The sequence below is a fragment of the Streptomyces cyslabdanicus genome (genome assembly GCF_052663305.1).
In genome coordinates this window covers 54,759-80,387 of record NZ_JBQRUW010000060.1, presented here as the reverse complement: position 1 = coordinate 80,387, position 25,629 = coordinate 54,759, and the positions used below count along the sequence as shown (strand labels likewise).

Annotated in this window: 22 protein-coding genes; 10 read left to right on the top strand and 12 right to left on the bottom strand. The window is 69.7% G+C overall.

The genetic code is table 11. From position 1 onward, the window contains the following. Positions 1 to 7: 7 nt before the first annotated feature. Entirely contained in the window at positions 8 to 706 is a 699-nt protein-coding gene (locus ACTYVM_RS31625) for an alpha/beta fold hydrolase (RefSeq protein ID WP_445529258.1), read from the bottom strand. Between the two features lie 214 nt (positions 707 to 920). On the opposite strand from ACTYVM_RS31625, the gene ACTYVM_RS31620 reads away from it, so the two are divergent. Next, the gene (locus tag ACTYVM_RS31620) at positions 921 to 1,349 is read left to right on the top strand and encodes an organic hydroperoxide resistance protein (protein WP_445529257.1); all 429 of its coding nucleotides are present in this window, start codon (positions 921 to 923) and stop codon (positions 1,347 to 1,349) included. A gap of 303 nt (positions 1,350 to 1,652) precedes the next feature. Here ACTYVM_RS31620 and ACTYVM_RS31615 read toward each other — a convergent pair whose 3' ends face one another. Both ACTYVM_RS31615 and ACTYVM_RS31610 read right to left on the bottom strand, forming a co-directional pair. Next, positions 1,653 to 2,636 carry a YHYH protein gene (locus tag ACTYVM_RS31615; protein ID WP_445529256.1) on the bottom strand — a complete coding sequence of 328 codons (984 nt, stop codon included), beginning with the start codon at positions 2,634 to 2,636 and terminating at the stop codon, positions 1,653 to 1,655. A gap of 493 nt (positions 2,637 to 3,129) precedes the next feature. Continuing rightward, entirely contained in the window at positions 3,130 to 3,963 is an 834-nt protein-coding gene (locus ACTYVM_RS31610; RefSeq protein WP_445529255.1) for a PIG-L family deacetylase, read from the bottom strand. Positions 3,964 to 4,156: 193 nt separating this feature from the next. On the opposite strand from ACTYVM_RS31610, the gene ACTYVM_RS31605 reads away from it, so the two are divergent. The 5 genes from ACTYVM_RS31605 to ACTYVM_RS31585 all read left to right on the top strand — a co-directional run bounded on the left by ACTYVM_RS31605 (position 4,157) and on the right by ACTYVM_RS31585 (position 7,939). Further along, positions 4,157 to 4,291: a hypothetical protein gene (locus tag ACTYVM_RS31605; protein WP_445529254.1), complete on the top strand. Its 135-nt coding sequence runs from the start codon at positions 4,157 to 4,159 to the stop codon at positions 4,289 to 4,291. A gap of 464 nt (positions 4,292 to 4,755) precedes the next feature. Then, positions 4,756 to 5,583 (top strand): NmrA family NAD(P)-binding protein, encoded by an 828-nt coding sequence (locus ACTYVM_RS31600; protein WP_445529253.1) that lies wholly within the window; start codon positions 4,756 to 4,758, stop codon positions 5,581 to 5,583. Between the two features lie 159 nt (positions 5,584 to 5,742). Beyond that, positions 5,743 to 6,378: a hemerythrin domain-containing protein gene (locus ACTYVM_RS31595; RefSeq protein ID WP_445529252.1), complete on the top strand. Its 636-nt coding sequence runs from the start codon at positions 5,743 to 5,745 to the stop codon at positions 6,376 to 6,378. Between the two features lie 50 nt (positions 6,379 to 6,428). Beyond that, positions 6,429 to 6,845 (top strand): anthrone oxygenase family protein, encoded by a 417-nt coding sequence (locus ACTYVM_RS31590; protein ID WP_445529251.1) that lies wholly within the window; start codon positions 6,429 to 6,431, stop codon positions 6,843 to 6,845. A gap of 101 nt (positions 6,846 to 6,946) precedes the next feature. Then, complete coding sequence (locus ACTYVM_RS31585; protein ID WP_445529250.1) at positions 6,947 to 7,939, top strand: AraC family transcriptional regulator; 993 nt, start codon at positions 6,947 to 6,949, stop codon at positions 7,937 to 7,939. Between the two features lie 352 nt (positions 7,940 to 8,291). Here ACTYVM_RS31585 and ACTYVM_RS31580 read toward each other — a convergent pair whose 3' ends face one another. Beyond that, positions 8,292 to 11,660, bottom strand: a complete 3,369-nt coding sequence (locus ACTYVM_RS31580; RefSeq protein ID WP_445529249.1) for a type ISP restriction/modification enzyme — start codon at positions 11,658 to 11,660, stop codon at positions 8,292 to 8,294. A gap of 643 nt (positions 11,661 to 12,303) precedes the next feature. Between ACTYVM_RS31580 and ACTYVM_RS31575 the strand changes: the two genes are divergently transcribed. Continuing rightward, on the top strand, positions 12,304 to 12,696 hold the full coding sequence (locus ACTYVM_RS31575; RefSeq protein ID WP_402591967.1) for a hypothetical protein: 393 nt from the start codon (positions 12,304 to 12,306) through the stop codon (positions 12,694 to 12,696). 5 nt (positions 12,697 to 12,701) lie between these two features. After that, complete coding sequence (locus ACTYVM_RS31570; RefSeq protein ID WP_404731761.1) at positions 12,702 to 13,370, top strand: nucleotidyl transferase AbiEii/AbiGii toxin family protein; 669 nt, start codon at positions 12,702 to 12,704, stop codon at positions 13,368 to 13,370. Positions 13,371 to 13,492: 122 nt separating this feature from the next. Here ACTYVM_RS31570 and ACTYVM_RS31565 read toward each other — a convergent pair whose 3' ends face one another. From ACTYVM_RS31565 to ACTYVM_RS31550, 4 genes are all read right to left on the bottom strand, one after another. Then, a complete protein-coding gene (locus ACTYVM_RS31565) occupies positions 13,493 to 14,524 on the bottom strand; it encodes a hypothetical protein (RefSeq protein ID WP_445529248.1) in 1,032 nt (343 codons plus the stop codon). A 101-nt stretch (positions 14,525 to 14,625) separates the two neighbouring features. Then, complete coding sequence (locus ACTYVM_RS31560; RefSeq protein ID WP_445529247.1) at positions 14,626 to 15,009, bottom strand: hypothetical protein; 384 nt, start codon at positions 15,007 to 15,009, stop codon at positions 14,626 to 14,628. A gap of 768 nt (positions 15,010 to 15,777) precedes the next feature. Beyond that, the gene (locus ACTYVM_RS31555) at positions 15,778 to 17,163 is read right to left on the bottom strand and encodes a class I SAM-dependent RNA methyltransferase (protein ID WP_445529246.1); all 1,386 of its coding nucleotides are present in this window, start codon (positions 17,161 to 17,163) and stop codon (positions 15,778 to 15,780) included. Positions 17,164 to 17,278: 115 nt separating this feature from the next. Beyond that, positions 17,279 to 19,339, bottom strand: coding sequence for an APC family permease (locus tag ACTYVM_RS31550; protein WP_445529245.1), 2,061 nt, complete (start codon positions 19,337 to 19,339; stop codon positions 17,279 to 17,281). Positions 19,340 to 19,748: 409 nt separating this feature from the next. Between ACTYVM_RS31550 and ACTYVM_RS31545 the strand changes: the two genes are divergently transcribed. Next, the gene (locus ACTYVM_RS31545; protein WP_141357528.1) at positions 19,749 to 20,420 is read left to right on the top strand and encodes a potassium channel family protein; all 672 of its coding nucleotides are present in this window, start codon (positions 19,749 to 19,751) and stop codon (positions 20,418 to 20,420) included. Continuing rightward, positions 20,420 to 21,088, top strand: a complete 669-nt coding sequence (locus ACTYVM_RS31540) for a potassium channel family protein (protein ID WP_445529244.1) — start codon at positions 20,420 to 20,422, stop codon at positions 21,086 to 21,088. Before ACTYVM_RS31545 ends, ACTYVM_RS31540 begins: the two co-directional genes overlap by 1 nt. A gap of 94 nt (positions 21,089 to 21,182) precedes the next feature. On the opposite strand, the gene ACTYVM_RS31535 is transcribed toward ACTYVM_RS31540, so the two are convergent. The 4 genes from ACTYVM_RS31535 to ACTYVM_RS31520 are packed head-to-tail and all read right to left on the bottom strand — an operon-like array spanning position 21,183 to position 25,626. Further along, positions 21,183 to 21,959, bottom strand: coding sequence for a DUF3159 domain-containing protein (locus ACTYVM_RS31535; protein WP_445529243.1), 777 nt, complete (start codon positions 21,957 to 21,959; stop codon positions 21,183 to 21,185). Between the two features lie 3 nt (positions 21,960 to 21,962). After that, a complete protein-coding gene (locus tag ACTYVM_RS31530) occupies positions 21,963 to 22,361 on the bottom strand; it encodes an OB-fold nucleic acid binding domain-containing protein (protein WP_390827755.1) in 399 nt (132 codons plus the stop codon). Between the two features lie 41 nt (positions 22,362 to 22,402). Beyond that, positions 22,403 to 23,086: a response regulator gene (locus ACTYVM_RS31525; protein WP_400026814.1), complete on the bottom strand. Its 684-nt coding sequence runs from the start codon at positions 23,084 to 23,086 to the stop codon at positions 22,403 to 22,405. Beyond that, positions 23,083 to 25,626: a sensor histidine kinase gene (locus tag ACTYVM_RS31520; RefSeq protein WP_445529242.1), complete on the bottom strand. Its 2,544-nt coding sequence runs from the start codon at positions 25,624 to 25,626 to the stop codon at positions 23,083 to 23,085. Before ACTYVM_RS31520 ends, ACTYVM_RS31525 begins: the two co-directional genes overlap by 4 nt. Between the last annotated feature and the right edge of the window lie 3 nt (positions 25,627 to 25,629).

Sequence of the window (25,629 nt, the reverse complement as noted above, 5' to 3'; positions counted from 1 at the left end):
CGTCATTCTAAACTTCGCGCTTCCCGTTCCTGAATGAACGAGCCTCCAGGAGCATCCGGGCGAGCGGCTCCGGATCGGTCAGCATCACGTCGTGCGGGCCGTCCAGCCCGCGCGTCCGGTACCCGACGGCCTCGCCGAACCGGCCGAACGGGTAGGTCTGCGGCTTGCAGAAGACGGCCGTTCCGGGAATCCGGTCGACGGCCCCGCTCAGGCGGGTGGGCTCGGTGAAGCTGCGCAGTGGCTGGGGGAGCAGGCGCGCGGCCAGCCAGGCCGCGTTGTCGGCCCCGACGATGCCGAACGCCGCCGGGGGCGGGGCCGGGATCCGCCACCCGTCCCCGAGCGTCTGGGCCGCCGTACGGACCGCGTCGACGAAGGCGCCTGGGGCCAGGCTGAACATGCTGGCGCCATCGAGCCCCGCCCATCCGTCCACCAGGACGATGTGGCCGACGGCGTCGGGCCGCGCGTCGGCCGCCTCCCGTACGACCAGGCCGGCGTAACTGTGCCCGACCAGCACGAGCTCGCCCTCCTCGTGAACGGCGTCGAGGGCGGCGACGACCGCCTCGGCGTGGTCGTGGAGCCCGTGGTCCCCGACGGTGCTGAGGTCCGGGGTGAGCGTGCGAGCCCCGGCGGCGTGCAGCAGGGGGACGATTCGGTCCCAGGCCCATGGGCCGTGCCAGGCACCGTGCACGAGAACGAACGTGGTCATCGGAGATCCTCCTCGCGAAGCGGTGGCGGAACCCGGTCGGCGAACTCCTCGAGTCCCGCGTCGTGGTCATCGGCCGCCAGACGGATCACGAGGCGGCGGGCGCCGGCCGCGGAGCGGCCGTTCAACCAGTCGGCATCTTGCCGATCCTAACCATTGACTTCTTGTTTTTGAAGTGTCAGATTCGAATTACGGTAGCGACACGAGGGGGTTCAGGATGAGCAAGGCGCTGTACACGGCCCAGGCGCACGTCACCGGAGGCAGGAACGGCCACGGGCGCACGCACGACGGACGACTGGATCTGGACTTGCGGCAGCCCAAGGAACTGGGCGGGGACGGTGAGGGCACGAACCCCGAGCAGCTCTTCGCGATCGGGTACGCCGCCTGTTTCGGCGCGACGCTCGCCCTGGTCGGGCAGCGCGGCAGGCTCAAGGCGGACGACGCGGAGGTCGACTCGTCGGTCTCGCTGATCCCGATCGACGGCGGTCGCTTCAAGCTCGCCGTCGAGCTGCGCGTCTCGCTGCCTTCGGTCACCGACGATCAGGCCGTCGAACTGGTCAGGACGGCCCACCAGGTGTGCCCGTACTCCAACGCCACGCGCGACAACATCGACGTGACCCTGCAGATCAACGGCACACGCCTGTGACACCGGCCCCGCTCCGAGATCCGGAAGCCCCGAGAGTCGGAGCCCGCGAGACAGGCCCGGGCCAGCCGCGCTCGAGGGAGGCCAGTACGGCGAGGAAGCGCCGGCTGTTCGCCGCCCGAACTGCGCTTCAACGGCTGTGAGATGACGTGCGGGCCCCCATCGCGGTGCCCCCGGCGGCGACGGCGTACCGACTCGATGAAGTGCTCCGCGTCGCGGACCGAGTCCTTCAGCAGATGGCCGACGTCGCCGCTGCTGTCCGCCGGGGCCTTCCGCGCCGGACCCCGCCGCGGCCGGAGTCGGCTTCTACCGGTGATGCCGGCCGTGCCCGGAGCCGGGGACCGTCACCGGTGTCCCGCGGAAGCAGCCGATCGAGTACGGATACTCGCCGTTGAGGTGGTAGTGGTACATGACGATCTTCCGGCCGTCCCACATGATCGCGTGCGTGTGGCCGTGGCAGACATCCAGGTCCCGGTTCCTGACGATCTTTCCGTCCTCGCCGCGCGGCCCGTAGATCCCGAAGCCGTCGATGGCGTATCCCACGAGCGGTGAGTGTCGGCCACGGGCATGCGCAGGCCCTCTGGAAGCCTTGCCGAAGCAGGTCTGCGAGGGGCCGTGGTAGTGGTACTGCGTGTCGTACGGATGGCCCCAGCAGCGGTCGAGGGGCAGGGCCGCGTTCGGGTCGACCGGGCGGTCCTGCGCGTCGGTGGCCACCTCCAGGTGGAAGGTGCCGCCCGCCAGGGCCATCCCCGTCGTCAACTGGTCGATGCACGTGGGCTTCGCCGCGACGGACGGATTGCGCGGAACGGTGACATCGAGGTTCCACGGCTTGATGGGGATCGCAGCGGCATTGGGGTACCCGTGCGCGGGGATCTCCGCGTAGTACTTGTAGGCGGGGGTGCCCTTCTGGACGGGGAAGTGCCCGGTCGCATGGTCCGGGAGCCCGTTGCCCTTGAAGTGCCTCTTGGTCGCGGTCGTCGTCACCCGCAGCCTGCTGTGCCAGCGCATGGTCCCCGACACGAAGGGGCGCTTGAGCACGTCGATCACACCGTGCGCGTCGATCCACGGGCGGTCGGGCCGGGTGAGGGTTCCCCCGCGGCAGGCATACAGGGTGTCACGCGCGGGTGACGCGATCGACGTGCCGGTGGCGGGTGTGTACAGGCGCGTGATCGGGGTGTTCTCGCCCTCGCTCCACGAATCCGTGACCGCCCGCACGGGATGAGTCACGGCAGTGGAACCGGCCGGAGCCATCGACGGACCCACCAGCGTGCAGACCGCACTGGCCGTCACCGCGACAGGTTTGAGCAGGCCATGCATGAATGCTCCCCATCTCAACAAGGACCGGAAGACGTCACACCAGCGGCCCACGTCCCAGCCGCCCGCATCACCTCACCACACCCGCGTGCCGCTGTCCCACCGACACGAACGGGCAACTGAGTGAGCACCCGTCCTGGCTCCATCGCGAGGTCCGGGTGGGCGGCGGCGACCGCCGGCACCTCGTCGAACACGCAGCCCGCCACGGCCAGATGGACGCACTCGCCGTCCGCCCGTCTTCCCCGGGCACGGGGCTCGCCGCCGAACTCCTGGAAGCGGTCACCGCAGACACCCCTGAGGGCCGCTCGGCATCTTCGCCGCACGCGGCCACAGCGTCGTCCCCAGCGGCCCGCTGCCAGGCCCCTCTCCCCCTCTCACCGGTCGGCCACACACCCACCGGAGGCATCGGTGCCACGGAGCCCTCACCGCTGCCTCCCGCGAGACGCAGGCGCCCGCGTCGGACGGGCGATCAGCGCAGTCCGGCGAAGAGGTCGCTCTCGGGTACGGCTGCGCCGGTGGCGTCCTGGACACGCACGAAGGTCTCCATGCCCATGAACTCGCCGAACCTCTCCTTGCCCATCCTGAGGAAGAAGATGTTCTCGCCCTGACTGGCGTGCGCGGCCAGCGCGTCGAACTTCTGACCGCTGAACGCGGTGGTGTCCACCCACGTGGTGATCTCGTCGTCGGGAAGGCCGATCTCGGCCAGCGCGGCGGTCTCGGCGGGATCCGGCTCCGGCATGTCCCCTTGGAACTCGCGCATGATCTCGCCGAACCGCTGCATCCCCGAGCGGGGCACCGTGGTCCAGTACACCTTCGGTGTCAGCGTGGTCATCTCCAGCGCCGCCATCGTGATGCGGTGGGCCTGGATGTGGTCGGGATGGCCGTAGAAGCCGTTCTCGTCGTAGGTGACGACCACATCGGGTCGGTAGTGCCGCATGAGGTCCGCGAGTCGGGCCGCGCCTTCCTGCACAGGCGTCTGCCAGAAGGATCCGGGGGCGTCGTTGCCGGGCCAGCCCATCATCCCGGAGTCGGCGTAGTCCAGCATCTCCAGTTCGCTGACCTTCAGGACCTCACAGCTCGCCTCGAGTTCTTGACGGCGCATCGCGGCGACTGCGGCGGGATCGTGGCCGGGGTCGCCGGGCTTGACGCCTCCGGGTCCGTCTCCGCAACCGCCGTCGGTACACGTCACGAGAACCGTGCGGATGCCTTCCGCCGCGTACCGCGCGAGGACCCCTCCGGTTCCGGTGGCCTCGTCGTCGGGGTGGGCGTGTACGGCCATGAGCGTCAAGGGCCGGTCAGTCATGAAACAGTCCTCCTGCAGACATACGTCCAGATCCGAGTGCGCGGCAGGCGTACCGCGTTCGGGGCCCGGATCCTGGTGGGGCGGACGACCTCGCGGTCGCCGTGTTCCCCGCCCGTGCGGCACCGGTCCCTCGGTCAATGCAACCGAGCCGACCGGACCGTCTGTTCCCGGCGCGGGGCTTGGCCAGGTGGGCATGGCACCTTTCAGGACCTACGAGACGTACTGGACGACGCAGCGCGGCGTGGAGGTGATGGACTACGACTATGCGCGCATGGACCTGACCGTGTACGGCGGCCAGGAACTCTGGGAGGACTCACCACCCGGCTGACTCCAGGCCAAGGACGCACCCCCGGAGCACCCACGCGCAGCAACGGGCGCTCCCGTCCGCCGGTGGTCCTGCATCGAGGCCGGACGTTCCGACGACCTCACACCCCGCCCCTGACAGCGGCGCCGGAGGGGCGCACCGGTTCCCGGCCAGACCCGGCCCAGGCGGCCGACGGCGGTAGAACCGAGGCGAGCCGGTCCCGGGGCGGAGGCGTACTGCCCAACGGGCGTGAGGGAGGCGCCGGAACCCTCGTGGGCATCGCCGCGGTCTGCGCGCTCGTGGGGCACCTGATCACCTCGAGCGGCAACGTCCCGCCGAACAATGCGCTGGAGTCCTCAAGGGGCCGGTGAGCCGCGCGCGACGCACTGTGCACCTACGTGTCGCGCTCACACGGCGAGACGATCGCGTATGAAAGTGAGCCCAGGAGCTATGTTCCGTCTGCCGCTCGAAGACTTCAATGGACTTCCATGAGCACTCAGACACAGAACACCGCACCCATCCTCGTCATCGGTGGCACCGGCAAGACCGGACGGCGCGTCGTCGAGCGCCTGCGGGGACTCGGCCGCGCGGTCCGGGTCGGCTCGCGCGGCAGTGAGATCCCCTTCGTCTGGGAGGACGAGAGCACGTGGGGTGCCGCACTCGACGGAGCCGGCGCCGCGTACGTGACCTACTACCCGGACCTCGCCTTCCCCGGGGCCAAGGAAGCGGTCGGGCGCTTCGCCGCCGTCGCCGTCGAGCGGGGCGTCCGCCGTCTGGTGCTGCTCTCCGGCCGTGGCGAGGAGGGCGCCGTCGCCGGCGAGGAAGCCCTCAAGGCGTCCGGCTGCGACTGGACCGTCGTCCGCGCCAACTGGTTCAACCAGAACTTCAGCGAGAGCTTCTTCCTCGACCCGGTCCGCTCCGGCGAGCTGGCCCTGCCCACCGGTGACGCCGTCGAACCGTTCGTCGACGCCGACGACATCGCCGACGTGGCGGTCGCCGCGCTCACCGACGACCGGCACATCGGCGAGACCTACGAGCTGTCCGGCCCGCGCCTGCTGAGCTTCACCGACATCGCCCGTGAACTGTCTGCGGCCACCGGCCGGACCATCACCTACATCCCGGTCAGCGCCGACGACTACCGCGCGGCCCTGCGCGAGCTGGGCGAGCCGGAGGAGTTCGCCGACCTCTTCACCCTCATCGTCGACGGGCGCAACGCCAGTCTGGTGCACGGCGTCCGCGAGGCGCTCGGGCGGGAGCCCAAGGACTTCGCGAACTACACCAAGGAGGCCGCGGCCACCGGCGTCTGGGACGCCTGACCGAGACGCGCGAGGGAACGGTGTCGCACAGCGGTGGTCCGCCGGCCCCGGTGAACCCGACAGCCGGCGGACCACTTACCGGCCGTGCTCGGCGACGGACCGGCCGAGCCAGGCGCTCCGGCGCCCCAGTGCCGGGGCCCCAGAGAAAAGAGGGACGCGATGGACGGGCTGCTGTGGGAAGGCAAGGGCGTGGCCGGGCTCCCCCGCCACCTGCGGGGATTCGCGCAGACGCACCTCGCGCTGCGGCGCGACTCCAGGCGGCTGGTGGCCGCCGCGCCGCTGCTGACTTCCGCCGGACTGCCCCGGGCCGCGGAGTGGTGGCGGCAGCTGCGGGCCATCCTGGACTGGCACCACCGTACGGAGGACGAGATCCTCTGGCCGGGGCTGATCGAGCACGTGCCGGAGATCGCCGCCGGTTCCCACCGGATGGTGCAGGACCACGTGGTGCTGGACGACTCGATGCTCCGGGTGACCGAGGCGCTTGAGGGCGGACGCGCCGAGCTGATCGGCGGTCCCGTCGACACCTTCGACACCGTCCTCCACCGGCACCTGCACGAGGAGGAGAAGCTGACCTTCCCCGTCTTCGTCCGAGTACCGGCGCATGTGTTCGCGGCCCTGGAGCGCCGTGTCCTCGCGGCGGCGCCCTTCCACGTCAAACGCGTCCTGCCGCCCTGGCTGCTGGACGCGCTCCCGCACCCGGACGGGGTGATGCCCGCACCAGTGCGTCTGATGGGACGGACCGTGCTGGGCGGCGCCTACCGCCGCACGCTCACCGGAATCCTGGAACCACGGTGAGCCGTACCCAGCGTCGGTGGGCCGACCGACGCCGATCGGAGGAACGCGTCATGAGTTCTGCCGCTCCCAAAGATCCCGTGCTGGTCGCGGCGACCCTAGGCACCGGTCTGATGGCCGGCCTCCACCTCCCCTTCGACATCGGGGTGATGCCCGTCCTCGGCCGCCGCGAGGACGAGCGGCTCGTCGCCGCGATGCGCCGGGCCAACAACGCCCTGGACGACGAAGCCGCCTTCGGCACGCTCTTCCTCGGGGTGTTCGTGGCGACCGGCCTCGCCGCCCGCAGACTCGCCCGCGCGGACCGCGGCGACGCCGCCCGGCGGGCCCGGGCCGCCGCCGTGCTGTACGGCCTCAGCGTCGTAACGACGGTCTGCGTCAACCTCCCCCTCAACCGCCGGCTGCGTGCCGCCCCTGGCGCCGCGCCAACGCCGTCCGTACCACCGCCTGTCTGGGCGCGCTCGCCCTGCTGACCGGTGCGACGGCGAACAGGCCTGGTGCCGTGGCGCGTTGACACCAGGCGTTGACACACTGGGCACACGCACGCGAACCAAGACGGTACGGGGAGATGGTGGTGGATACGCTCAGCGGGCTGCTGGAGAGTCCCAAGGCGCGCGGCGCCTTCCTGCTGAAATCGGTGTTCAACCCTCCGTGGGGGCTGCGCATCGAGGACCGCGCTGCCTTGACGCTGGTCACCATGTTGCACGGCTCGGCGTGGGTGCTCCGCGAGGGCAGCGAGCCGGTACGCATCACGGCCGGGGACGTGGCCGTGCTGCGGGGGCCCGAGCCGTACACCCTCGTCGACGACCCGGCGACGCCTCCCACCATCACCATCGACCCGGAGCAGCGTTGCAGCACCACCACGGGGCAGGACGTCGCCCAGTCGATGTCCCTGGGCGTGCGCACCTGGGGCGAGCCGCACCGCACCGGGTCGACCGTGATGCTCAGCGGCACCTACCAGGCGCCCAACGAGGTCGGGCGCAGGCTGCTCGCCAGTCTGCCCGCGATGCTCGTCCAGCCCGCGTCGGCCGCGCGGACCCCGCTGGTCGGGATGCTAGCCGCCGAAGTCGACAAGGAGGACATCGGCCAGGAGGTCGTCCTCGACCGGCTGCTCGACCTGCTGCTCATCAACGTCCTGCGCACCTGGCTGATGGAACCGGGGACGGGTGCGCCGCTCTGGTTCCGGGCGCAGAGCGACCCGGCGGTGGGACGGGCGCTGCGGCTGCTGCACGAGCGGCCCAGCGAGCCCTGGACGGTCGCCTCGCTCGCGTCCGCCGTCGGTGTCTCCCGGGCGGCGCTCGCCCGGCACTTCACCGAACTGGTCGGTGAGCCGCCGATCTCCTACCTGACCGGATGGCGGCTGACGCTCGCCTCCGAACTGCTGCGGGACCCGGGTCTCTCGGTCGCCGGCATCGCCGCGAAGGTGGGGTACTCGGGGCCGTTCGCGCTGAGCGCCGCGTTCAAGCGTGAACGGGGCGTCAGCCCGCAGGAGTTCCGCCGGGGCAAGCGGCCCCAGGAGTCCCCGGCTGCCGGATCGGACGGGCGGACCGTGGTCCTCGGCCGCTGAGGCCGCTGAGGCCGCTGAGGCCGCTGAGCGCTGAGAACGCCGGGCCGGCCGGCCGGGCTGGTCATCCCGCCGCGGCCCGCACCGCCACGGCCGTGAGCACGAAACCCATGATGCGCACCGGCAAAAGCGCAGGTCAGACGCCTTCCCGTACCGGTTCGAGGATCGCGACGCATTCCACGTGATGCGTCATCGGAAAGGTGTCGACCTGAGTGAGTCATGGAAAAGACCAGGTCAGAGCAGCTTTCTCGGCTCGCTGAGCAGCGTGAGGGCGCCCAGAGCGTCAAATGAGCGTCACGACTGGCCGGACGCACCCGCCCTCGGTACGGCAGGCGCGTCACCTTCATCAAGAGCTCTACGGATCTTGTCGCTTTCTGCGGGACGACTGCGCGGCGCCGGTGTTCCTACTCCTCCGTGGCAGCGTGGGAGCGTCGGCCGGAGAGCTCCTCTCTGCGGTGAGTGGCCTTACGGCGTGCGGCTCACGCCCCTCGATCCCCTCGGTCCCGGGGATAGGGTCGGTCTGTAGTGATGCGGGAGCAGAACGCCGGGCGTTGTCCGGGACGGGCAGGACGTTCCGACGCTGCAACTCGGCGACGCTGACCAGTGGTGACATGAGAACACGGTCGAACAGCTCATTCTGCGCCGGCTGCAGCTCGACCAGATGCCACAGAACGGACAACACGTACTGGAGTTCCTCACTCCAGGCAGGTAGCCACCGCTCGGGCCGGATGTGGTCCAGCTGGCTGACGGCTCTGCGAGACGGCGGTCCCGTCCTGCGTTTCAACCAGCCGTCGAGAACATTCTGTCCGCTGACCTGGTAATCCCGGATTTGCTGAGTCACCGCACCGAAAACTCCTTGACCGAAGTGGAGTTCCAGACGGTCGGAGTCATAGACGAAACTCTCGGGTAGTTCGTCCCTGCCGACCTGTCTCCGATACGTGATCGCCGGCTGTGCGGTCGTCCAGACCTCCTGGGGTCCGCCGGGCCTCCCCGCCACCGGGTCCACGAGTCTCTCTCCGAAGGTGGAGGCCCAGATCACCTTCCGCCCGATGTGCAGCGCCTCCGACCACAGCGTGGCGTCACCGGTGAGCGGTACGCGGACGCCGACGGTGGTGAGTTCGTCATCGAAGCGGGACCGGAAACCAGGGTGGGCCGTGATCGCGGCGATGTACGCGAGCAAGTCCTCGGCGGTGACAGCCAGACCGCCGAAGGAGTTACGAAGGTGCTGGAGAAGGCCGGGGGTCACATTGGGGGTGCCGTCCTTCTGCAGGAAGGGGATCACCCTGCCACCACCCCAGCCGGCGAAGTGATGCATGTCCGGCATCAGCGCGGTGAACAGCGTGGCGGGGCCGTCACCGAACCGTTCTGAGTGCAGCTCCACGATGTGTATCTGGCCCTCGGCCCGGTTCTCCCACAGCTCCGGCGAGCACCTGTCAAGGACTCTGTTGTCCGGGATGATCCACTGCCGATCGAAAGGGCGGAAGGCCACAGGCACCGGTTCCGGACACTCGGGACCCGCCTCCAGCATCGACCGCCTTCGCTGTGCCGATCCCGGGAGCGACTTGACCGGCCGGTCGATGTTACGGCCGCCTTTGGTCTCCCTGAACAAGGCACGCTTCTCGGCCAGGTCCGTCTCGGCGGTCAACCTCCGCCACCGGGAGCGCAGCGTATCGGGGTCCGCGGAGTAGACCCACGTCCGCTTGGGCAAAATGCCGGGCACTGTCCATGGCAGCAGATCATCCAATGCGGGAAACGTATCCCATGCTCCGATGGCCGCAGGCGTGAACGGAGCATGGGTATCCTGACGCACCGGGCGCCACTGGTCACTGTCCGGCCCGAGAGTCTCGAGCTGCGCGTACTTCTCCTCGCGAGTGCTGCCGTCCAGGGCGACGTACCTGATATGGGCAGGTTCGGTGTCAGCTCTGCTGCGGACGAACACGGCGATCGTCAGTTGCTGCTGAACGCCCTCGAAGAGGCGTGTCCGTAAAGGTGGCTGGATACCCTCCGGGCTGAGATCGATGATCCAGCCCTCGGAACAAGTCTTACGCAGGTATTTCCTCATCCCTCGGAAACCGGGCCCGCTGAGGAAGCCCGCGGTACTGATGAAGGCGACGATTCCGCGGTCCGACTCGGAACGGTGCTGTTCGAAGACCTTGAAAGTGGCCCAGCGCCAGAAGTAGACGTACAGGTTTTTGAGCTTGTTCTCGTGTACTCCGTTTCTGCCACCGAGGCGGAAGGCATCGAGCAGGGGTGCTTTGTCATCCCCCTCGCGCCCTTTCTCCACCCAGCCGCCCTCCCCCTCGGCTCTCTCCCGGTCCGGGGGGTTACTGATCATGACAGTGACCTTCTGCTCGCGCTTGATCCAGTCCGCCTTGCGGGTGTTCTCGACCAGAGGATCGCCATCGGGCAGGAACGTGAAGAGCGTGGCCCTCTCGTAGGGGTCTGCGAGGGTGTCGGCGAGATGGAGCCGCAGATCGCCGAGTTGAGTGTCGGTGACTTGCTTACGGAGGGTCTGGGTGATCCTCATCTGGGCGACCGCGTAGGCGGCCATCTGACGCTCGAAGCCGATCAGCCGGCCCGCCAGCTGTTCCACCGCTTCGCCGCGGAAACCCTCCCCGCGGCGGGAGCGTTCTTCGGCGACCCTGTCGATAATCTCGCTGAGGAATGTGCCGGTGCCCATGGCGGGGTCGACGATCGTCACCTGCTCGTCGGCGAAGCCCTCCACACAGCCCAGGCGGGTACGCAGGACTGCGTCGGTGAAGCGAACCATCTCCTTCACCAGACGGGGCGGGGTGTAGTACGTGCCGGAGCGTTTACGCAGATCGCGGTCGTATTCCTGGAGGAAATCCTCGTAGAGATGAACGTGGGCGTCGGGCGTCCGTGCTCGGATCGCCTCCCAGTCGACAGCGTCGATGACCTGCACGAGCGTGTCGATTCGGCGGGCGAACTCGGCGTCCACCGTCTCCGTCAGCAACTGCAGGGCTCGACCCATGACCGTGTTCTCTGCCTTCAACTCATGTGCAACATCAACGAAGTTGCGGTCGGCGAGCGGTACGTTCTCGATACGGGCCAGCAGCAGGGCGAACGCGATCGTCTGGGTGTAACGGTCGGCGAAGAGGTGATCGGGGTCTTGCCCATCGGTTGAGGGGAAGAGCACCCTGCTCCAGTGGTGTGCCAAGGCGGTGAACGGCTTGGGGACAAGCCGTCGGCTGCGAGTACCGTCTGGCGTTCTGCGTTCGAGGGCGAGCTGCTCCAGCACCTCCTCGCGCAAGTACTGACACAGCGGAGCGATAGACGACACCAACTGGCCAACAGTCGTGATGTGTCGGGGCTGCCACCCGAGAAATTCCCGCAACAGATCGCGAAACGCCGCTCCGTCGGCTGCACTGGTACGCAACCGGCTGCCGGACCGGTACAGATCACCTTCGAGCCGAACCGTGCGCAGTGGCCGCGCCCCGCCTCGGTACAGGCACCAGGTGTGACCGTTGCTATACAGCACATTCGGCAGTCGACGCATCAGCTCCCACTGCTCCCGGTCCCGCTTCGTGAAGCCGTCAGGCGTGACGTCGTGCCCCGGGGCCTTCAGCTCGAGGAACCCGGTGATGCGCCCAGATGTCTCCACCGCGTAATCCGGACGCACCCGGGCCTCGGGCAAGGAATACTCAGGATGAAGGCGAGGACGCAGCTTCCAGCGCGCCCCGAATGTCTCCACCAGCTTCGCCACCGGCAGGCTGATGGACGCCTCCGTGTCGCTGACCCGCAGACGCTCCCTGCACTCGGACCCAAAGTCCGACACGAGAGTCCGTATCCACTCCTCCGGCACCTTGTCCCCTCCAAGCTGTGGACGCGGGCTGTGGATCACCGCAGACACAGCTTGTTGGAGGCGAAAGGATCGGCTCAGTGCGCACGGGGGGCGCGCGCGGGCACGGACGGCGCGTTCCGTAACCGCTGGGAAAAGAGGGACGGTTGTTAGTCGGGAAGAGACGTCCAGAGCCCCCTTGACCGCCCCCTCAGGCGGGAAGGCGCTCTCGGGACGCCATTCCCGATTTACTACCGGGGTGCTGGAGTTCTTCCTTCATTCCGTCACCGCAGCGATTCACAGTGTGCGAATCACCGAAGGCGAGCGGCCCCTCTGCCCCGCCTCTCGAAAGTCCTACAGATGCTTGCCGCCATACGCATTAACTAACCCGCTGGACGGACGGCCCCCGAGGACGGGACCAGCGCCCGGCGGACTGCCAGGAGTCAGCACCGCTCACGGAATAGCAGACTGCGGCAACCAGCTCACCAGGAGGTCCACCCCCGCTCGCTCCGGACGCCAGCTCGCTCATCATGTCACTCGCAACGTCTCCGGCCGCCATAATGGAGTCATGCCCTCCAGCCCACAGCACCCCGCACCCACCCCAAGGGACGTCTCGGGAGCGGACGCCGAGGACCTCGCGCTGTACCGGGAGAAGTTCCGTCGCCGTCTGCCGGAGTCGCTGGACGAGCTGCGCGGGCCGACACACGGTGTCGTGGATCTGCCGCTGCACCTGGCCTGGTCCGGGATGACCTCGTACGACCTGGGCAAGCCGCGCCAGCGTATGGGCCTGTACCGCACCGTCCTGCACGAGGGCCTGCACGACGACCTGCCCCGCTACCTCAACCAGGACCTGCTCCTCCATCTGTGGCCAGTGCTGCGCGCCCTCGTTGGCCGCACCGTGCGCGCCGTATGGGAGGACGCCTTCCCCGAGCTCGCCTCGCGCACCCGGGCGGCCGCGTGACGGACATGCCGGAGCTGCACACGCGGCTCCTGGCGGATGTGATCGCGCTCGGTTCCCCATATCCACTGGTTCTCACCGGTGGATACGCCGTGCGGGCACACCGCCTCGTGAACCGCCCCAGCCAGGACCTCGATGTCGCCACCGAGAACCCGGCACCCATGGCCGACATCGCCGCCACGCTGCGCGCCGGCCTGGAAGCCCGCGGCTGGAAGGTGCACGCGCTGGAGACCGCCCCGCTGTCCGCCCGCTTCACCGTGACCGACCCGGCCACCGGACAGGAATGCGAAGTCGACATCCTCAAGGAGATCTTCTGGCGGCCGGTGGCCCGGAGCCCGTACGGCCCCGTCCTTGCGGAGGAGGACGTGATCGGGACCAAGGTCCGCGCCCTCGCCGACCGCGGAGCGCCCCGCGACCTGATCGACGTGTTCGCAGCCTCCCGCCGCTGGACCAATGCCGAGCTCGAAGAGTTCGGCCGCCGCCACGCCCGCGGCCGCTTCGAGCGCGAGGATCTGCAGGCGAACCTCACGGGCGCCGAGTGGACCGACGATGAAGCCTTTGCCGCCTATGGGATCGATGACGCCACGATCACCGCTCTCCGCGCCTGGGCCGTGGAGTGGGCCGACGACCTTGCGGCCCGTCTCCTCGAAGAGTCCGATGATCCGCACATCGACTGATCACGTCCGGATGAGGGCTCGCGGTGAGACTGCGGGGCTTGCGCGCTGAAATCCGCCGTACCGTACAGTGCCAGGGTGGTCACCATGAGTGCCCACAGATCCAAGGTGCCCGCCGGGGCCGGCTACAAGTGCAGTCCCACATGGTTCACGATGAACCGCTTCTCCTCGGAGTCGAGGGCGAAGTAGATGCGTCCGACCTCATTGGGCGAGACGGCGTCCCGGACCTTGATGTGCGGCAGTCCGTCCCAACGCTTTCCGTTGAACATGAAGTAGCGCTTGTCCTTGTCCTTGCTGAGTTTCTCGTCGTTGGGCGCGAATTTCAGTCCATGGTTGTCGTAAAACCACTGGACCAGCCTGGGTATCCTGCCGGAATTGGAGTACAGGTCCGTCGCAGCCTGCGCGAGGGCGGTCAGCCGGTCGGTCATCTCCTGGGGGTACGGGTAGCGGGAGTCCTTCCAGGCGCGCGCCGCTCTCGCCGTGAACACGATGTGCTCCTCCGATGCCTTGGCGAGAGCTTCGAAAGTGTGTACGGCGTCCGTTCCCAGAGGAGGGATCTCGCTCCAGGCGTCGAATGTGGCCGCCTGCCCACTCCCGCCCTTCGACAGGTTGAGGTACTCGTTCTTCCAGTAGTCCCGGTCCTGACGCAGGGCCTCAGCGGTGGCGGCATCGGCTCGCGCCTTGTCGCGTTCCTCCATGCAGCTCTGTGCCATGTCCTCCCAGGATGTGGCGTCCTCTTCGAGCTGCCGGACACGTTTCTGCAGCGCTTCGAGCTCGGCGGTCGTGTCTCCGGCGGCCTTAGCGCGCGACAACTGCTCCGCGGCCCTGCGTGCTCCCGCGCGGTACGACGCCTGTCGCGCACGCTCCCACGCCGTGTCACTGCCGCGGGCGATGACAGAGAGGTGGGCGAGCGATGGCATCAGCCGCCGTTCCACGAAGGACGTCTGAGATACCTCCTCCCGTGAGTAGGCGGGGTGCTCCAGGCCGAGGTCGGGCCAGACCAGCCGGGCGCCACCGCTGGGTACGGCCACCTGCTCGTGGGCCCGGCGGACGGCCTGTGCGGTCACGTAGTTCAGGGTCACCACCTGGGCCAGGCCCGCGAGTTGTCCCGAAGCGTCGGCCGCCGCGCTCCATCCCGTCTGGTCCCTGGGGTGCATCAGGAGAATAGGGAGGCGCGTGCGCAGCGCCAGGACGTCGAGGAGTACGTCAGCGTGACTCTCCTCCCGGATCCTCTCGTATCGCCCCGTGGCGAGCTGGCTCAGCACCCGCACTTCGAGTTGCCGTCGGGGATCTCCCTGCCCATGACGATTCTGAGCCCGCCGCCTTCCCCCGACTGGGAGACCGTGACCCGGGTGACAAACTGGGCCGGTCCCGTAGACAGCGGCTGGTGGATGGTCATGCGCAGGGCGCGGGTGAGTTCGTCGCCCGCCACGGTCCAGCTCACTGTGCGGTCACCATGGCCGGGAATCTTGCCGGCGAGCACCGCCCGGCCATCCCTGTCGAGTTCGGTCACCGACGGTGCCGGTACACGTCCGTGGTGGCCGAGCCAGTCGGCGAGATGGCCGCGAAGGCTCTCGTAGACGTGGCCCGGCTGCTCCTGGGCGGACCGGATGTCGAAACTGACGGCATACAGCGCCTGCACGGCGGCTCCCCTCACCCCCGATGCCCTATGCGACGACCGTTTCCCCCTCGAAAGCGGTCAGGGCACCGCTCGGAGAGCAACCGTAATACCCCACGCCCAGGTCGGTAATGCCCTGCGCGTGGCTTCGGGGCCGACCGTCCGGTCAACCGAACGCCATAGCTGCTGGCCCCGACGGGCCGGATGAAACAGGGCGCCGTCGTGCACTCCGCCCAGACCGTCTTGCCGGGCCGGGGCTGTCGTGTACGCCCCAGTCGGCGGCGAGCGCATCGACAAGGAGCAATCTGTGGCATCCGCCCTCGTCCGGATCGGGAGCCGGTCGCGCCAGCCGGGCGGGGTGAATCTCGGTCAACTCGATTCGGACGACGCCCAGACTCTCGTCGTGGGAAAGGGGCGGGGCTAAGCACCGCCCGGGACGCGGCGGTGGAGGACGAGGTTCGCGGCGAGTTCGGCGACGACCAGGACGACCGTGTCGTGTGCCTCGGTGCCGTGCGGGTGGCCCCCACCCGGTTACTGACTTTCGAACTCCGAGAACTGAGCTGCCCGGTGTGGTGCGAGATACCGAGATCATCCCGCGATGGCCCCAGTAACGCCCAGAGCCCCGAAGCGAGCGTCAAGATTCCTCGACGGAACCCCTGAAAGCGCCGCCGAAGCGACCGTCTGCCTCAAGAAGTCGCAGGTCAGGCAACCTTCAAGGATCGATCCATCCATTCGACCCGCTGCATGGAGAGGAACAGGTCGGTCGACCCACCTGCGACAAAAAGCCGCAGGTCAAGCGCCCTTCACGGCAGGCTCAAGAATAGCCACACACTCCACGTGCGAGGTCATCGGAAACAGGTCGAACGCACGCAGCGTCCGTACCCGGTAGCCGCCCTCGCGGAAGTACGCCAGGTCGCGGGCCAGGGCGGCCGGGTCGCAGGCCACGTAGGCGATGCGGCGGGCGGCGAGGGAGGTCAGGTGGGCGACCGTGGTGCGGCCGGCGCCCGCGCGGGGCGGGTCGAGGACGATCAGGTCGACCTCCGTGATGCCGGTGCGCGGCAGGACCGATTCGACCTTGCCCTGTTCGATGCGGACGCGGTCGAAGCCGGCGAGGTTGTGCCGGGCGTCCTCCACCGCGCGCTTGCCGGACTCGATGCCGAGCACCGCGCCCTTGTCGCCGAGGCGGTCGGCCAGGGCGCCGGCGAACAGGCCGACGCCGCAGTACAGGTCGAGGGCCATGTCGCCCTTGCGGGGCAGCAGGCCCTGCATGACCGCCGTGACCAGGGTGTCCGCCGCCTTCGGGTGGACCTGCCAGAAGCCGCCTGCGCCCACCCGGTGGGTGCGGCCGTCGGCGCGTTCGCGAACAAAGGGGCGGCCGTGGACACGGTGCACGCCGCCGGTCTTCTCGTCGACCCGGAGGACGGGGACCGGCTTGTCGAGTTCCACCAGGGGCAGGCGGGCACCCGGGCGCGGGGTCAGGATCACCTGGCGGTCCTGCGAGCCCGTGGCCGCGATCGCCTCGACGGACTCCATGCCGGTCCAGTCACGCCGTTCGATGCCCAGCTCGCTCACTCCGGCAGCCGCGATCATGCAGTGGTCGACCGGTTCGACCTCGTGCGAGCGGTGGCGGCGCAGGCCCGCCTTCCCCGTGGCGGGGTCGACCGCGTACTGCACGCGGGTGCGCCACTGCGGGACCTCGCCCGCGGGCAGCTTGTCGCCCTCGGCGGGCATCACGGTGCCGTCCCAGCCGGCCTCCTCGGGCGTGAGGCCCGCAAGCCGCTTCAGCTGCTCGGCGATCACCTCGCCCTTGAGCCGCCGCTGGGCTCCCGGCTTGGCGTGCTGCCAGTCGCAGCCGCCGCAGCGGCCGGGCCCGGCGTAGGGGCAGGGGGCCTCGACACGGTCCTTGGAGGCGTCGATGATCCGTACCGCGTCCGCGCGCAGGAACCGGGCGCCCTCCTCGCCCTCGGTGACCCGGGCCACGACCCGCTCACCGGGCAGCGCGTGCCGTACGAACAGCACCTGGCCCTCGGCGGTACGGGCGATGCAGTGGCCGCCGTGGGCGACGGGGCCGACCTCGACCTCGTACTCCCGCCCGACCAGCGAGCCGTCCTGCTCCCGGCCCGCCCGTGAGCCGTCCGGCTCGGGTCCCACCTGCGCGTTCTTCGGTTCTGCCTGCATGGTGGGGTGACTCCAGATCGGGGAAGGCGTACGGCCGGACAACAGCCCACCAGTCTACGTGGACGCCGTCCGGCCGTTCACCATGAGGGGGCGGCACCCCCGGGCGGCGCCCCCGTCAGCCCTTCGCGGCCGGCGACTCCTTCTGTTCCTTCGGGCGCTCCTGGGCCGGGCCGCGCCGCACCGCGCCGGGCGCGTTCCAGTCCTGGCGCCTGCGGGCGCGCAGCTTGGCCGCCTCGGAGGAGGCCAGCTGGTAGGGCACCGAGGTGACCATCACACCCGGCGTGAACAGCAGCCGGCCCTTCAGGCGCAGCGCGCTCTGGTTGTGCAGCAGGTGCTCGTACCAGTGACCGACGACGTACTCGGGGATGATCACCGAGACGGCGTCGCGCGGGGACTCCTTGCGCAGGCTCTTCACGTACTCGATGACCGGGCGGGTGACCTCGCGGTAGGGCGAGTCGAGCACCTTCAGGGGTACGTCGATGCCGCGCCGCTCCCACTCCTCGCGCAGCGCCCGGGTCTCGGCCGGGTCCACGTTGACGGTGAGCCCCTCCAGGGTGTCCGAGCGCATCAGCTTGGCGTACGCCAGGGCGCGCAAGGCCGGACGGTGGATCTTGGAGATGAGGACCACGGAGTGGACGCGGGAGGGCCGGACGGTGTCGTCGCCCGGGTCGTCGGGGGCCGTGAGTTCCTCGGCGACCCGGTCGTAGTGCTTGCGGATCGCGGTCATCGTCGCGAAGAAGATGCACATGCCGAGCAGGGCCACCCAGGCGCCGTGCGTGAACTTGGTGACGAGGACGACGACCAGCACCGTGCTGGTGAGGAAGGCCCCGAAGGTGTTGATGGCGCGGGAGCGGATCATGTGGCTGCGCTTGGCCGGGTCCCGCTCGGTGGACAGGTGGCGGTTCCAGTGCTTGACCATGCCGACCTGGCTGAGGGTGAAGGACACGAACACGCCGACGATGTACAGCTGGATCAGCCGGGTGGAGTCGGCGCCGTAGACGACGACCAGCAGGGCGGCGGCGCCCGCGAGCAGCACGATGCCGTTGGAGAACGCGAGCCGGTCGCCGCGGGTGTGCAGCTGGCGGGGCAGGAAGCGGTCCTGGGCGAGGATCGAGCCGAGCACCGGGAAGCCGTTGTACGCGGTGTTGGCGGCCAGGAAGAGGACCAGCGCCGTCGCCGCGGCCAGGATGAGGAACAGGAAGCTGCCCTTGCCGAAGACGGCCTCGGCAACCTGGGAGATCACCGGGTTCTGGACGTAGTCCGGGCCGACCGGAACGCCGCCCCGCAGGAGGTTGGCGGCCGGGTTGTCGGACATGCGGACGCCGGTCGTCATGGCCAGCGTGACGATGCCGCAGAACATCGTCACGGCCAGCAGGCCGATCATCGCCAGCGTGCTCGCCGCGTTCCTGGACTTCGGCTTGCGGAAGGCGGGGACGCCGTTGGAGATCGCCTCGACGCCGGTGAGCGCGGCGCAGCCGGAGGAGAAGGCGCGCAGCAGCAGGAAGACGAGGGCGAATCCGGCGAGTCCCTGGTGCTCGGCCTTGATGTGGTAGTCGGCGGTCGGCGCCCGCATGGTGTCGCCGAGGACGAGTCCGCGGAAGGCGCCCCACGCGATCATGATGAAGACACCGGTGACGAACACGTACGTGGGGATGGCGAAGAGCGTGCCCGACTCCTTCACCCCGCGCAGGTTCATCAGCGTCAGCAGCACGATCACGGCGACCGCGCACAGCACCTTGTGCTGGACGACGAAGGGGACGGCGGAGCCGAGGTTCTCGATGCCGGAGGAGATGGAGACGGCGACGGTCAGGACGTAGTCGACCAGCAGCGCGCTGGCGACGGTCAGGCCCGCCTTGGAGCCGAGGTTGGTGGTCGCCACCTCGTAGTCGCCGCCGCCACTCGGGTAGGCGTGCACGTTCTGCCGGTAGGAGGCGACCACGGTCAGCATCAGCACCGCGACCGCGACCGCTATCCACGGACTGAAGTGGTACGCCGACACGCCCGCGACGGACAGGACCAGCAGCACCTCGCCGGGCGCGTAGGCCACGGAGGAGAGCGAGTCGGAGGCGAAGACGGGTAGGGCGATGCGCTTCGGCAGGAGCGTCTCGCTCAGCCGGTCACTGCGCAGTGCGCGCCCGATCAGAATGCGTTTGGGCACGTCGGTCAGTTTGGACACAACAGAGGATCGTAGGCCTTTGCCCCCCGGGTCGTGCACCTGCCGTCCAGGATCTGCCTCACGAGTGAATTCCGGCCGTGCGGAACCTGCGGATTCCGCGGGTGGGGTGCACGCCGTGCCTGGATGTCCGGACCCCGCTCCCCGCCGCCCCTCAAAGGCCCCATGTCCTCGACCGCGGAGCTGATCGGCGCGGCCACCGCGCTGCTCGGCCTCGGATTCCTGACCCTGCGCAGCGTGCGCAGCATCACTCGGCGCCGGACCTTCGGGGTCGAGTGAGGCGCCGCTCGTCGGGGACGCGTTAAGGATGCGGCAGGGGGGTGCCCGCCCCGAACGGGGCATGTGTAGCTTGTCCCTCTGTCTGAGACCCTGATGGGACTGAGCAGTCGCTATTGACATCGGAAGGACGGTCGTGCACATCGTCATCATGGGCTGTGGGAGAGTGGGCTCCGCTCTCGCCCAGACCCTGGAGCAGCAGGGGCACACGGTCGCCGTGATCGACCAGGACCCCACCGCCTTCCGTCGGCTGGGTCCCGGGTTCGGTGGCCGCCGGGTCACCGGAATCGGCTTCGACCAGGACACCCTGCGCGAGGCAGGCATCGAGGAGGCCGGTGCCTTCGCGGCCGTCTCCAGCGGCGACAACTCGAACATCATCTCCGCGCGGGTGGCCCGCGAGATGTTCGGCGTGCAGAACGTCGCGGCCCGTATCTACGACCCCCGCCGCGCCGAGGTGTACCAGCGCCTGGGGATCCCGACCGTGGCCACGGTCCGCTGGACGGCCGATCAGATGCTCCGCCGGCTGCTGCCCTCGGGCGCCGAGCCGCTGTGGCGCGATCCCACCGGCGGCGTCCAGCTCGCCGAGGTGCACGCCTCCCCGAAGTGGGTGGGCCACAAGATCAGCAGGCTGCAGGAGGAGACGGGCGTCCGGGTGGCGTTCCTGACCCGCCTCGGCGAGGCGATCCTGCCGAGCTCGCAGACGGTGCTCCAGGAGGGCGACCTCGTGCACGTGATGATGCGGACGGACGACGTGGAGAAGGTCGAGGCGGCGTTCGCCGAGGGCCCGGAAGAGGAGAGCGGTCACTGATGAGGGTCGCCATTGCCGGTGCCGGCGCGGTCGGTCGCTCGATCGCGAGCGAGCTGCTGGAGAACGGCCACGAGGTCCTTCTCATCGACAAGGCGCCGACCGCCATCTCGGTCGAGCGCGTGCCGCAGGCCGAGTGGCTGCTCGCCGACGCCTGCGAGATCACCTCGCTGGACGAGGCGGCGCTTCAGCGCTGCAACGTGGTGATCGCCGCGACGGGCGACGACAAGGTGAACCTGGTCGTCTCGCTGCTGGCGAGGACGGAGTACGGCGTGCCGCGGGTGGTGGCCCGTGTGAACAACCCGAAGAACGAGTGGCTGTTCAACGAGGCCTGGGGCGTGGATGTGGCCGTCTCCACCCCGCGTCTGATGTCCGCGCTGGTCGAGGAGGCCGTGAGCGTCGGCGACCTGGTCCGGCTGCTGCGCTTCAGCCACGGCGACGCCAACCTCGTGGAGCTGACCCTGCCGGAGGAGTCGGCCCTGGCCGGCACCCAGGTCGGGGACGTCCAGTGGCCCGAGGACACCTCGCTGGTCACCATCATCCGCGGCACCCGGGTGCTCACCCCGTCCCGGGAGGACTCCCTGGAGGCGGGTGACGAGCTGCTGTTCGTGGCCGCGCAGGCCCGTGAGGAGCAGCTGGAGGACCTGCTGTCGGTGCGCCGGGAGAGCTGAGCACCGAGCGCTGAGCACCGAGCAGCGCCGCTTCCGTACGACGGCGGGGGGCGCCCGGAGATCCGGGTGCCCCCCGCCGTCGTACGGGCGTCGCTCAGCTCTGGCGGCGGTGTCGGCCGGCGGCCGGTGCCTCGCCGTGTTCCTGGGCCAGGGCCGCCTCGCGCTCCTCCTCGGCCTTCTGCTCGGCCTTCTCCTGCGCCTCCAGCTCCGCGAACACGTCGATGGGCGCGGGCGCCTTCGCGAGGAAGACCCAGGTCAGCCAGACCGCCAGCAGGAACGGCGGGATCTTCAGGGCGACCAGGACCCAGCCGAGCTGGGTGGTGTCGGCCCACCAGTACAGCGGGAAGAGGATCGCGCACTTGGCGAGCAGGATCAGGCCCCAGGCCCAGCTCGCCTTGGCGTAGGCCTTCTTGCGGCCGGGGTTGCGGGTGCGCCAGGAGAGGTTCTCCTTGAAGACCGGGCCGAGCATCAGGCCGATCAGCGGGACCCCGGCCAGCGTGGTCACGAGGTACGCCAGGGCCAGGCCCAGCGTGTAGAGCATGCCGGGCAGGTAGAAGTCCTTGGCGTTGCCGGTGATCATCGCGAAGACGACGCCGAAGGCGACGCCGAAGACACCGCTGAAGGCGTGCTTGACGGTGTCCCGCATCGCCAGCCGGACCACGACGAGGAGCAGCGAGACGGCCAGCGCGGCGATGGCCGACCAGTGCAGGTCCTTGTTGATCGTGAAGATGGTGACGAAGAGGAGGCCGGGCAGCACCGTCTCGACCATGCCCCGCACCCCGCCGAACGCCTCGAACAGCGCGGCCTCCGTCACCGCCCGGGCATCGTCGTCGGCAGTCGTGTCTTCGGTCGGCTTGTCGAGTGACGTCACCGGCTACTCCCGTCCGAGGGGTCGCAGTTCGTACTTGGGGTTGAACAGCACCCGGCGGCCCCGGCTCATCGAGATCCGGCCCGATGCGATCAGCCTGCGCCCCGGTTCTATCCCGACGATGGAGCGCCTGCCGAGCCACACCACGTCCAGGGCGGCCGTGCCGTCGAACAACTCGGCCTCCAGGGCCGGGACTCCGGCACGCGGACGCAGGGTGACCGTGCGCAAGGTACCAGTAACGGTGACGATCTGCCGGTCGTGGCAGTCGCCGATGCGCGTACAGCCCGCGGTCTCGGCGTCCTCCCGCAGTTCCTCGGACTCCAGGTCCTCCTGCGACGAGGAAAGCCGGTCGAGCATGCGCCGGAACCGCCCCACCGGCTTTTCGGAACGGGGAACAGCACTCATGTCTGAAGCGTACCGGGGTGCCCCGAGGGCGACGTAACCGCTCACTTCTCGAAGCGGTAGCCCATCCCCGGCTCCGTGACGAAGTGCTTGGGGTGCGAGGGGTCGGCCTCCAGCTTCCTGCGCAGCTGCGCCATGTACACGCGCAGATAGTTCGTCTCCGTGCCGTACGACGGCCCCCACACCTCCTGGAGCAGCTGCTTCTGGCTGACCAGCCGGCCGGTGTTGCGCACCAGGACCTCCAGCAGGTGCCATTCGGTCGGGGTGAGCCGCACGTCCTTGCCGGCCCGGTTGACCTTCTTCGCGGCCAGGTCGACGGTGAAGTCCTCGGTCTCCACCAGCACGCCGTCCTCGCCGCTCCCGACGGGCTCGGCGCGGCGGACGGCGGCCCGCAGCCGGGCCAGCAGTTCGTCCATGCCGAACGGCTTGGTGACGTAGTCGTCGGCGCCCGCGTCCAGCGCCTGGACCTTCTCGTCGGAGGAGTGCCGGGCGGACAGGACCAGGATCGGCACCCGGGTCCAGCCGCGCAGGCCTCTGATCACCTCGACGCCGTCCATGTCGGGCAGGCCCAGGTCGAGGACGACCACGTCGGGGTGGCGGGAGGCGGCGAGGTCGAGGGCGGCCCTGCCGTCGGAGGCGGAGTCGACCTCGTACTTGCGTGCCTTGAGGTTGATCACGAGGGCCCGCACGATCTGCGGCTCGTCGTCGACCACCAGCACCCGCGTCATGTGGTTTGCCTTTCTGGTTCTGCGAGTCGTGCGGGCACACGAAGGCTCTTCGCGGCCCGCAGGGTGAGGACCATCGTCAGACCGCCGCCGGGCGTGTCCTCGGCGTCGAGCGTGCCGCTCATGGCCTCGGCGAAGCCGCGTGCCACGGCGAGACCGAGGCCGACGCCGGCTCCGCGCGGGGCGTCGCCGTGCCGCTGGAACGGCTCGAAGATGCGGTCCTTGGCCTCGTCCGGGACGCCGGGTCCGCGGTCGACGACCCGGACCTCGACGCGGGCGGCCATGGCGCTGGCGGACACCAGCACCGGCTCGTCCGGCGGACTGTACTTCACGGCGTTCTCCACCAGGTTGGCGACCGCGCGCTCCAGCAGTCCGGGGTCGACGGCGACCATCGGCAGGGACTCGGGGATGTCCAGGTGCACGCTGTCCTCGGGCACCCCGCCCAGCGCCATCGGCACCACCTCGTCGAGGTCGATCTCGCGGATCAGCGGGGTGACGGTGCCGGTCTGGAGGCGGGACATGTCCAGCAGGTTGCCCACGAGGTGGTCGAGCCGGTCGGCGCCCTCCTCGATGCCCTGGAGCAGTTCCGCGCGGTCCTCCTCGGACCAGTCGACGTCCTCGGACCTGAGCGAGGAGACGGCCGCCTTGATCCCGGCGAGCGGCGTGCGCAGGTCGTGGCTGACGGCGGCGAGCAGCGCGGTGCGGATCCGGTTGCCCTCCGCGAGGGCGCGGGCCCGGTCGGCCTCCTCCTGGAGGCGACGGCGCTCCAGGACGACGGCGGACTGGGCGGCGAAGGCGGCCAGCACCCGGCGGTCGGAGGCGGGCAGCACCCGTCCGGTCAGCGCCAGCGCCATGTGGTCGCTGACGGGCATGTCCACATCGGCGTCCTCGGGGCGCTGGAGGGGTCCGCCGGTGCCCACCCGGCCGGCGCAGGTCCAGGGGTCCACGTCGCTCTGCCGCTCCAGGAGCGCCACCGACTCCATGCCGAAGGTCTCGCGGACCCGCTCCAGGAGGGCCTCCAGGCTGGTCTCGCCGCGCAGCACGCTGCCCGCGAGGAAGGACAGTATCTCCGCCTCGGCGCGCAGCCGGGCGGCCTGGTGGGTGCGGCGGGCCGCGAGGTCCACCACCGAGGCCACGGACACGGCGACCCCGACGAAGATCGCGAGAGCGACGATGTTCTTGGGGTCGGCGATGGTCAGCCGGTGCAGGGGCGGGGTGTAGTAGTAGTTCAGCAGAAGCGATCCGACGGCGGCCGAGGCGAGCGCCGGCAGCAGCCCGCCCAGCAGGGCCGCGGCCACCGTCAGGGCCAGGAACAGCAGCATGTCGTTGGCCAGGCCGATGTCCCCGGTGTTCAGCAGCAGCGCGAGGGCCACCGGTCCGGCGACCGCCACCGTCCAGCCCGAGACGATCCGGGCGCGGCCGAGCCGGGCGCCCCGGGCCACCGGCAGTCCGCGCCCCTTGGCGACCTGCCCGTGGGTGACGATGTGCACGTCGAGGTCGGGACCCGACTCACGGGCCACCGTGGCGCCCACGCCCGGCCCGAAGACGTACTGCCAGGTCTTGCGGCGCGAGGAGCCCAGCACGATCTGGGTCGCGTTGACCCCGCGGGCGAAGTCGAGCAGCGCGGCCGGTATGTCGTCGCCGACGACGTGGTGGAAGGTGCCGCCCAGGTCCTCCACGAGGGTGCGCTGGACGGCCAGCTCCTTCGGGGAGGCGGAGGTCAGTCCGTCGCTTCGGGCGACGTAGACGGCCAGGACCTCCCCTCCGGCGCCCTTCTCGGCCAGCCGGGCCGCCCGGCGGATGAGCGTGCGCCCCTCGGGACCGCCGGTCAGGCCGACCACGATCCGCTCGCGCGAGCCCCAGATCCTGGAGACCTGGTGCTCGCTGCGGTAGCGCTGGAGGTACTCGTCCACCCGGTCGGCCACCCACAGCAGGGCCAGTTCGCGCAGCGCGGTGAGGTTGCCGGGCCGGAAGTAGTTGGACAGGGCGGCGTCGACCTTGTCCGATTTGTAGATGTTGCCGTGCGCCATCCGGCGGCGCAGGGCCTCCGGCGACATGTCGACCAGCTCGATCTGGTCGGCCCGCCGCACCACCTCGTCCGGGACGGTCTCGCGCTGCCGTACGCCCGTGATCGACTCGACCACGTCGCCGAGGGACTCCAGGTGCTGGATGTTGACCGTGGAGATGACGTCGACACCGGCCGCGAGCAGTTCCTCGACGTCCTGCCAGCGCTTGGCGTTGCGGGAGCCGGGGATGTTGGTGTGGGCGAGTTCGTCCACCAGGGCGACGGCCGGGGCGCGGCGCAGCGCGGCGTCGACGTCCATCTCGGTGAAGGTGGCCCCGCGGTACTCCAGCTCCTTGCGGGGGACCTGCTCGAGGCCGTGCAGCATCACCTCGGTGCGCGCCCGGTCGTGGTGCTCGACGAACGCCACGACGCAGTCGGTGCCCCGCTCAACCCGGCGGTGCGCCTCGGACAGCATCGCGTACGTCTTGCCGACGCCCGGTGCCGCACCGAGGTAGATCCGAAGCTTGCCGCGTCCCATGGC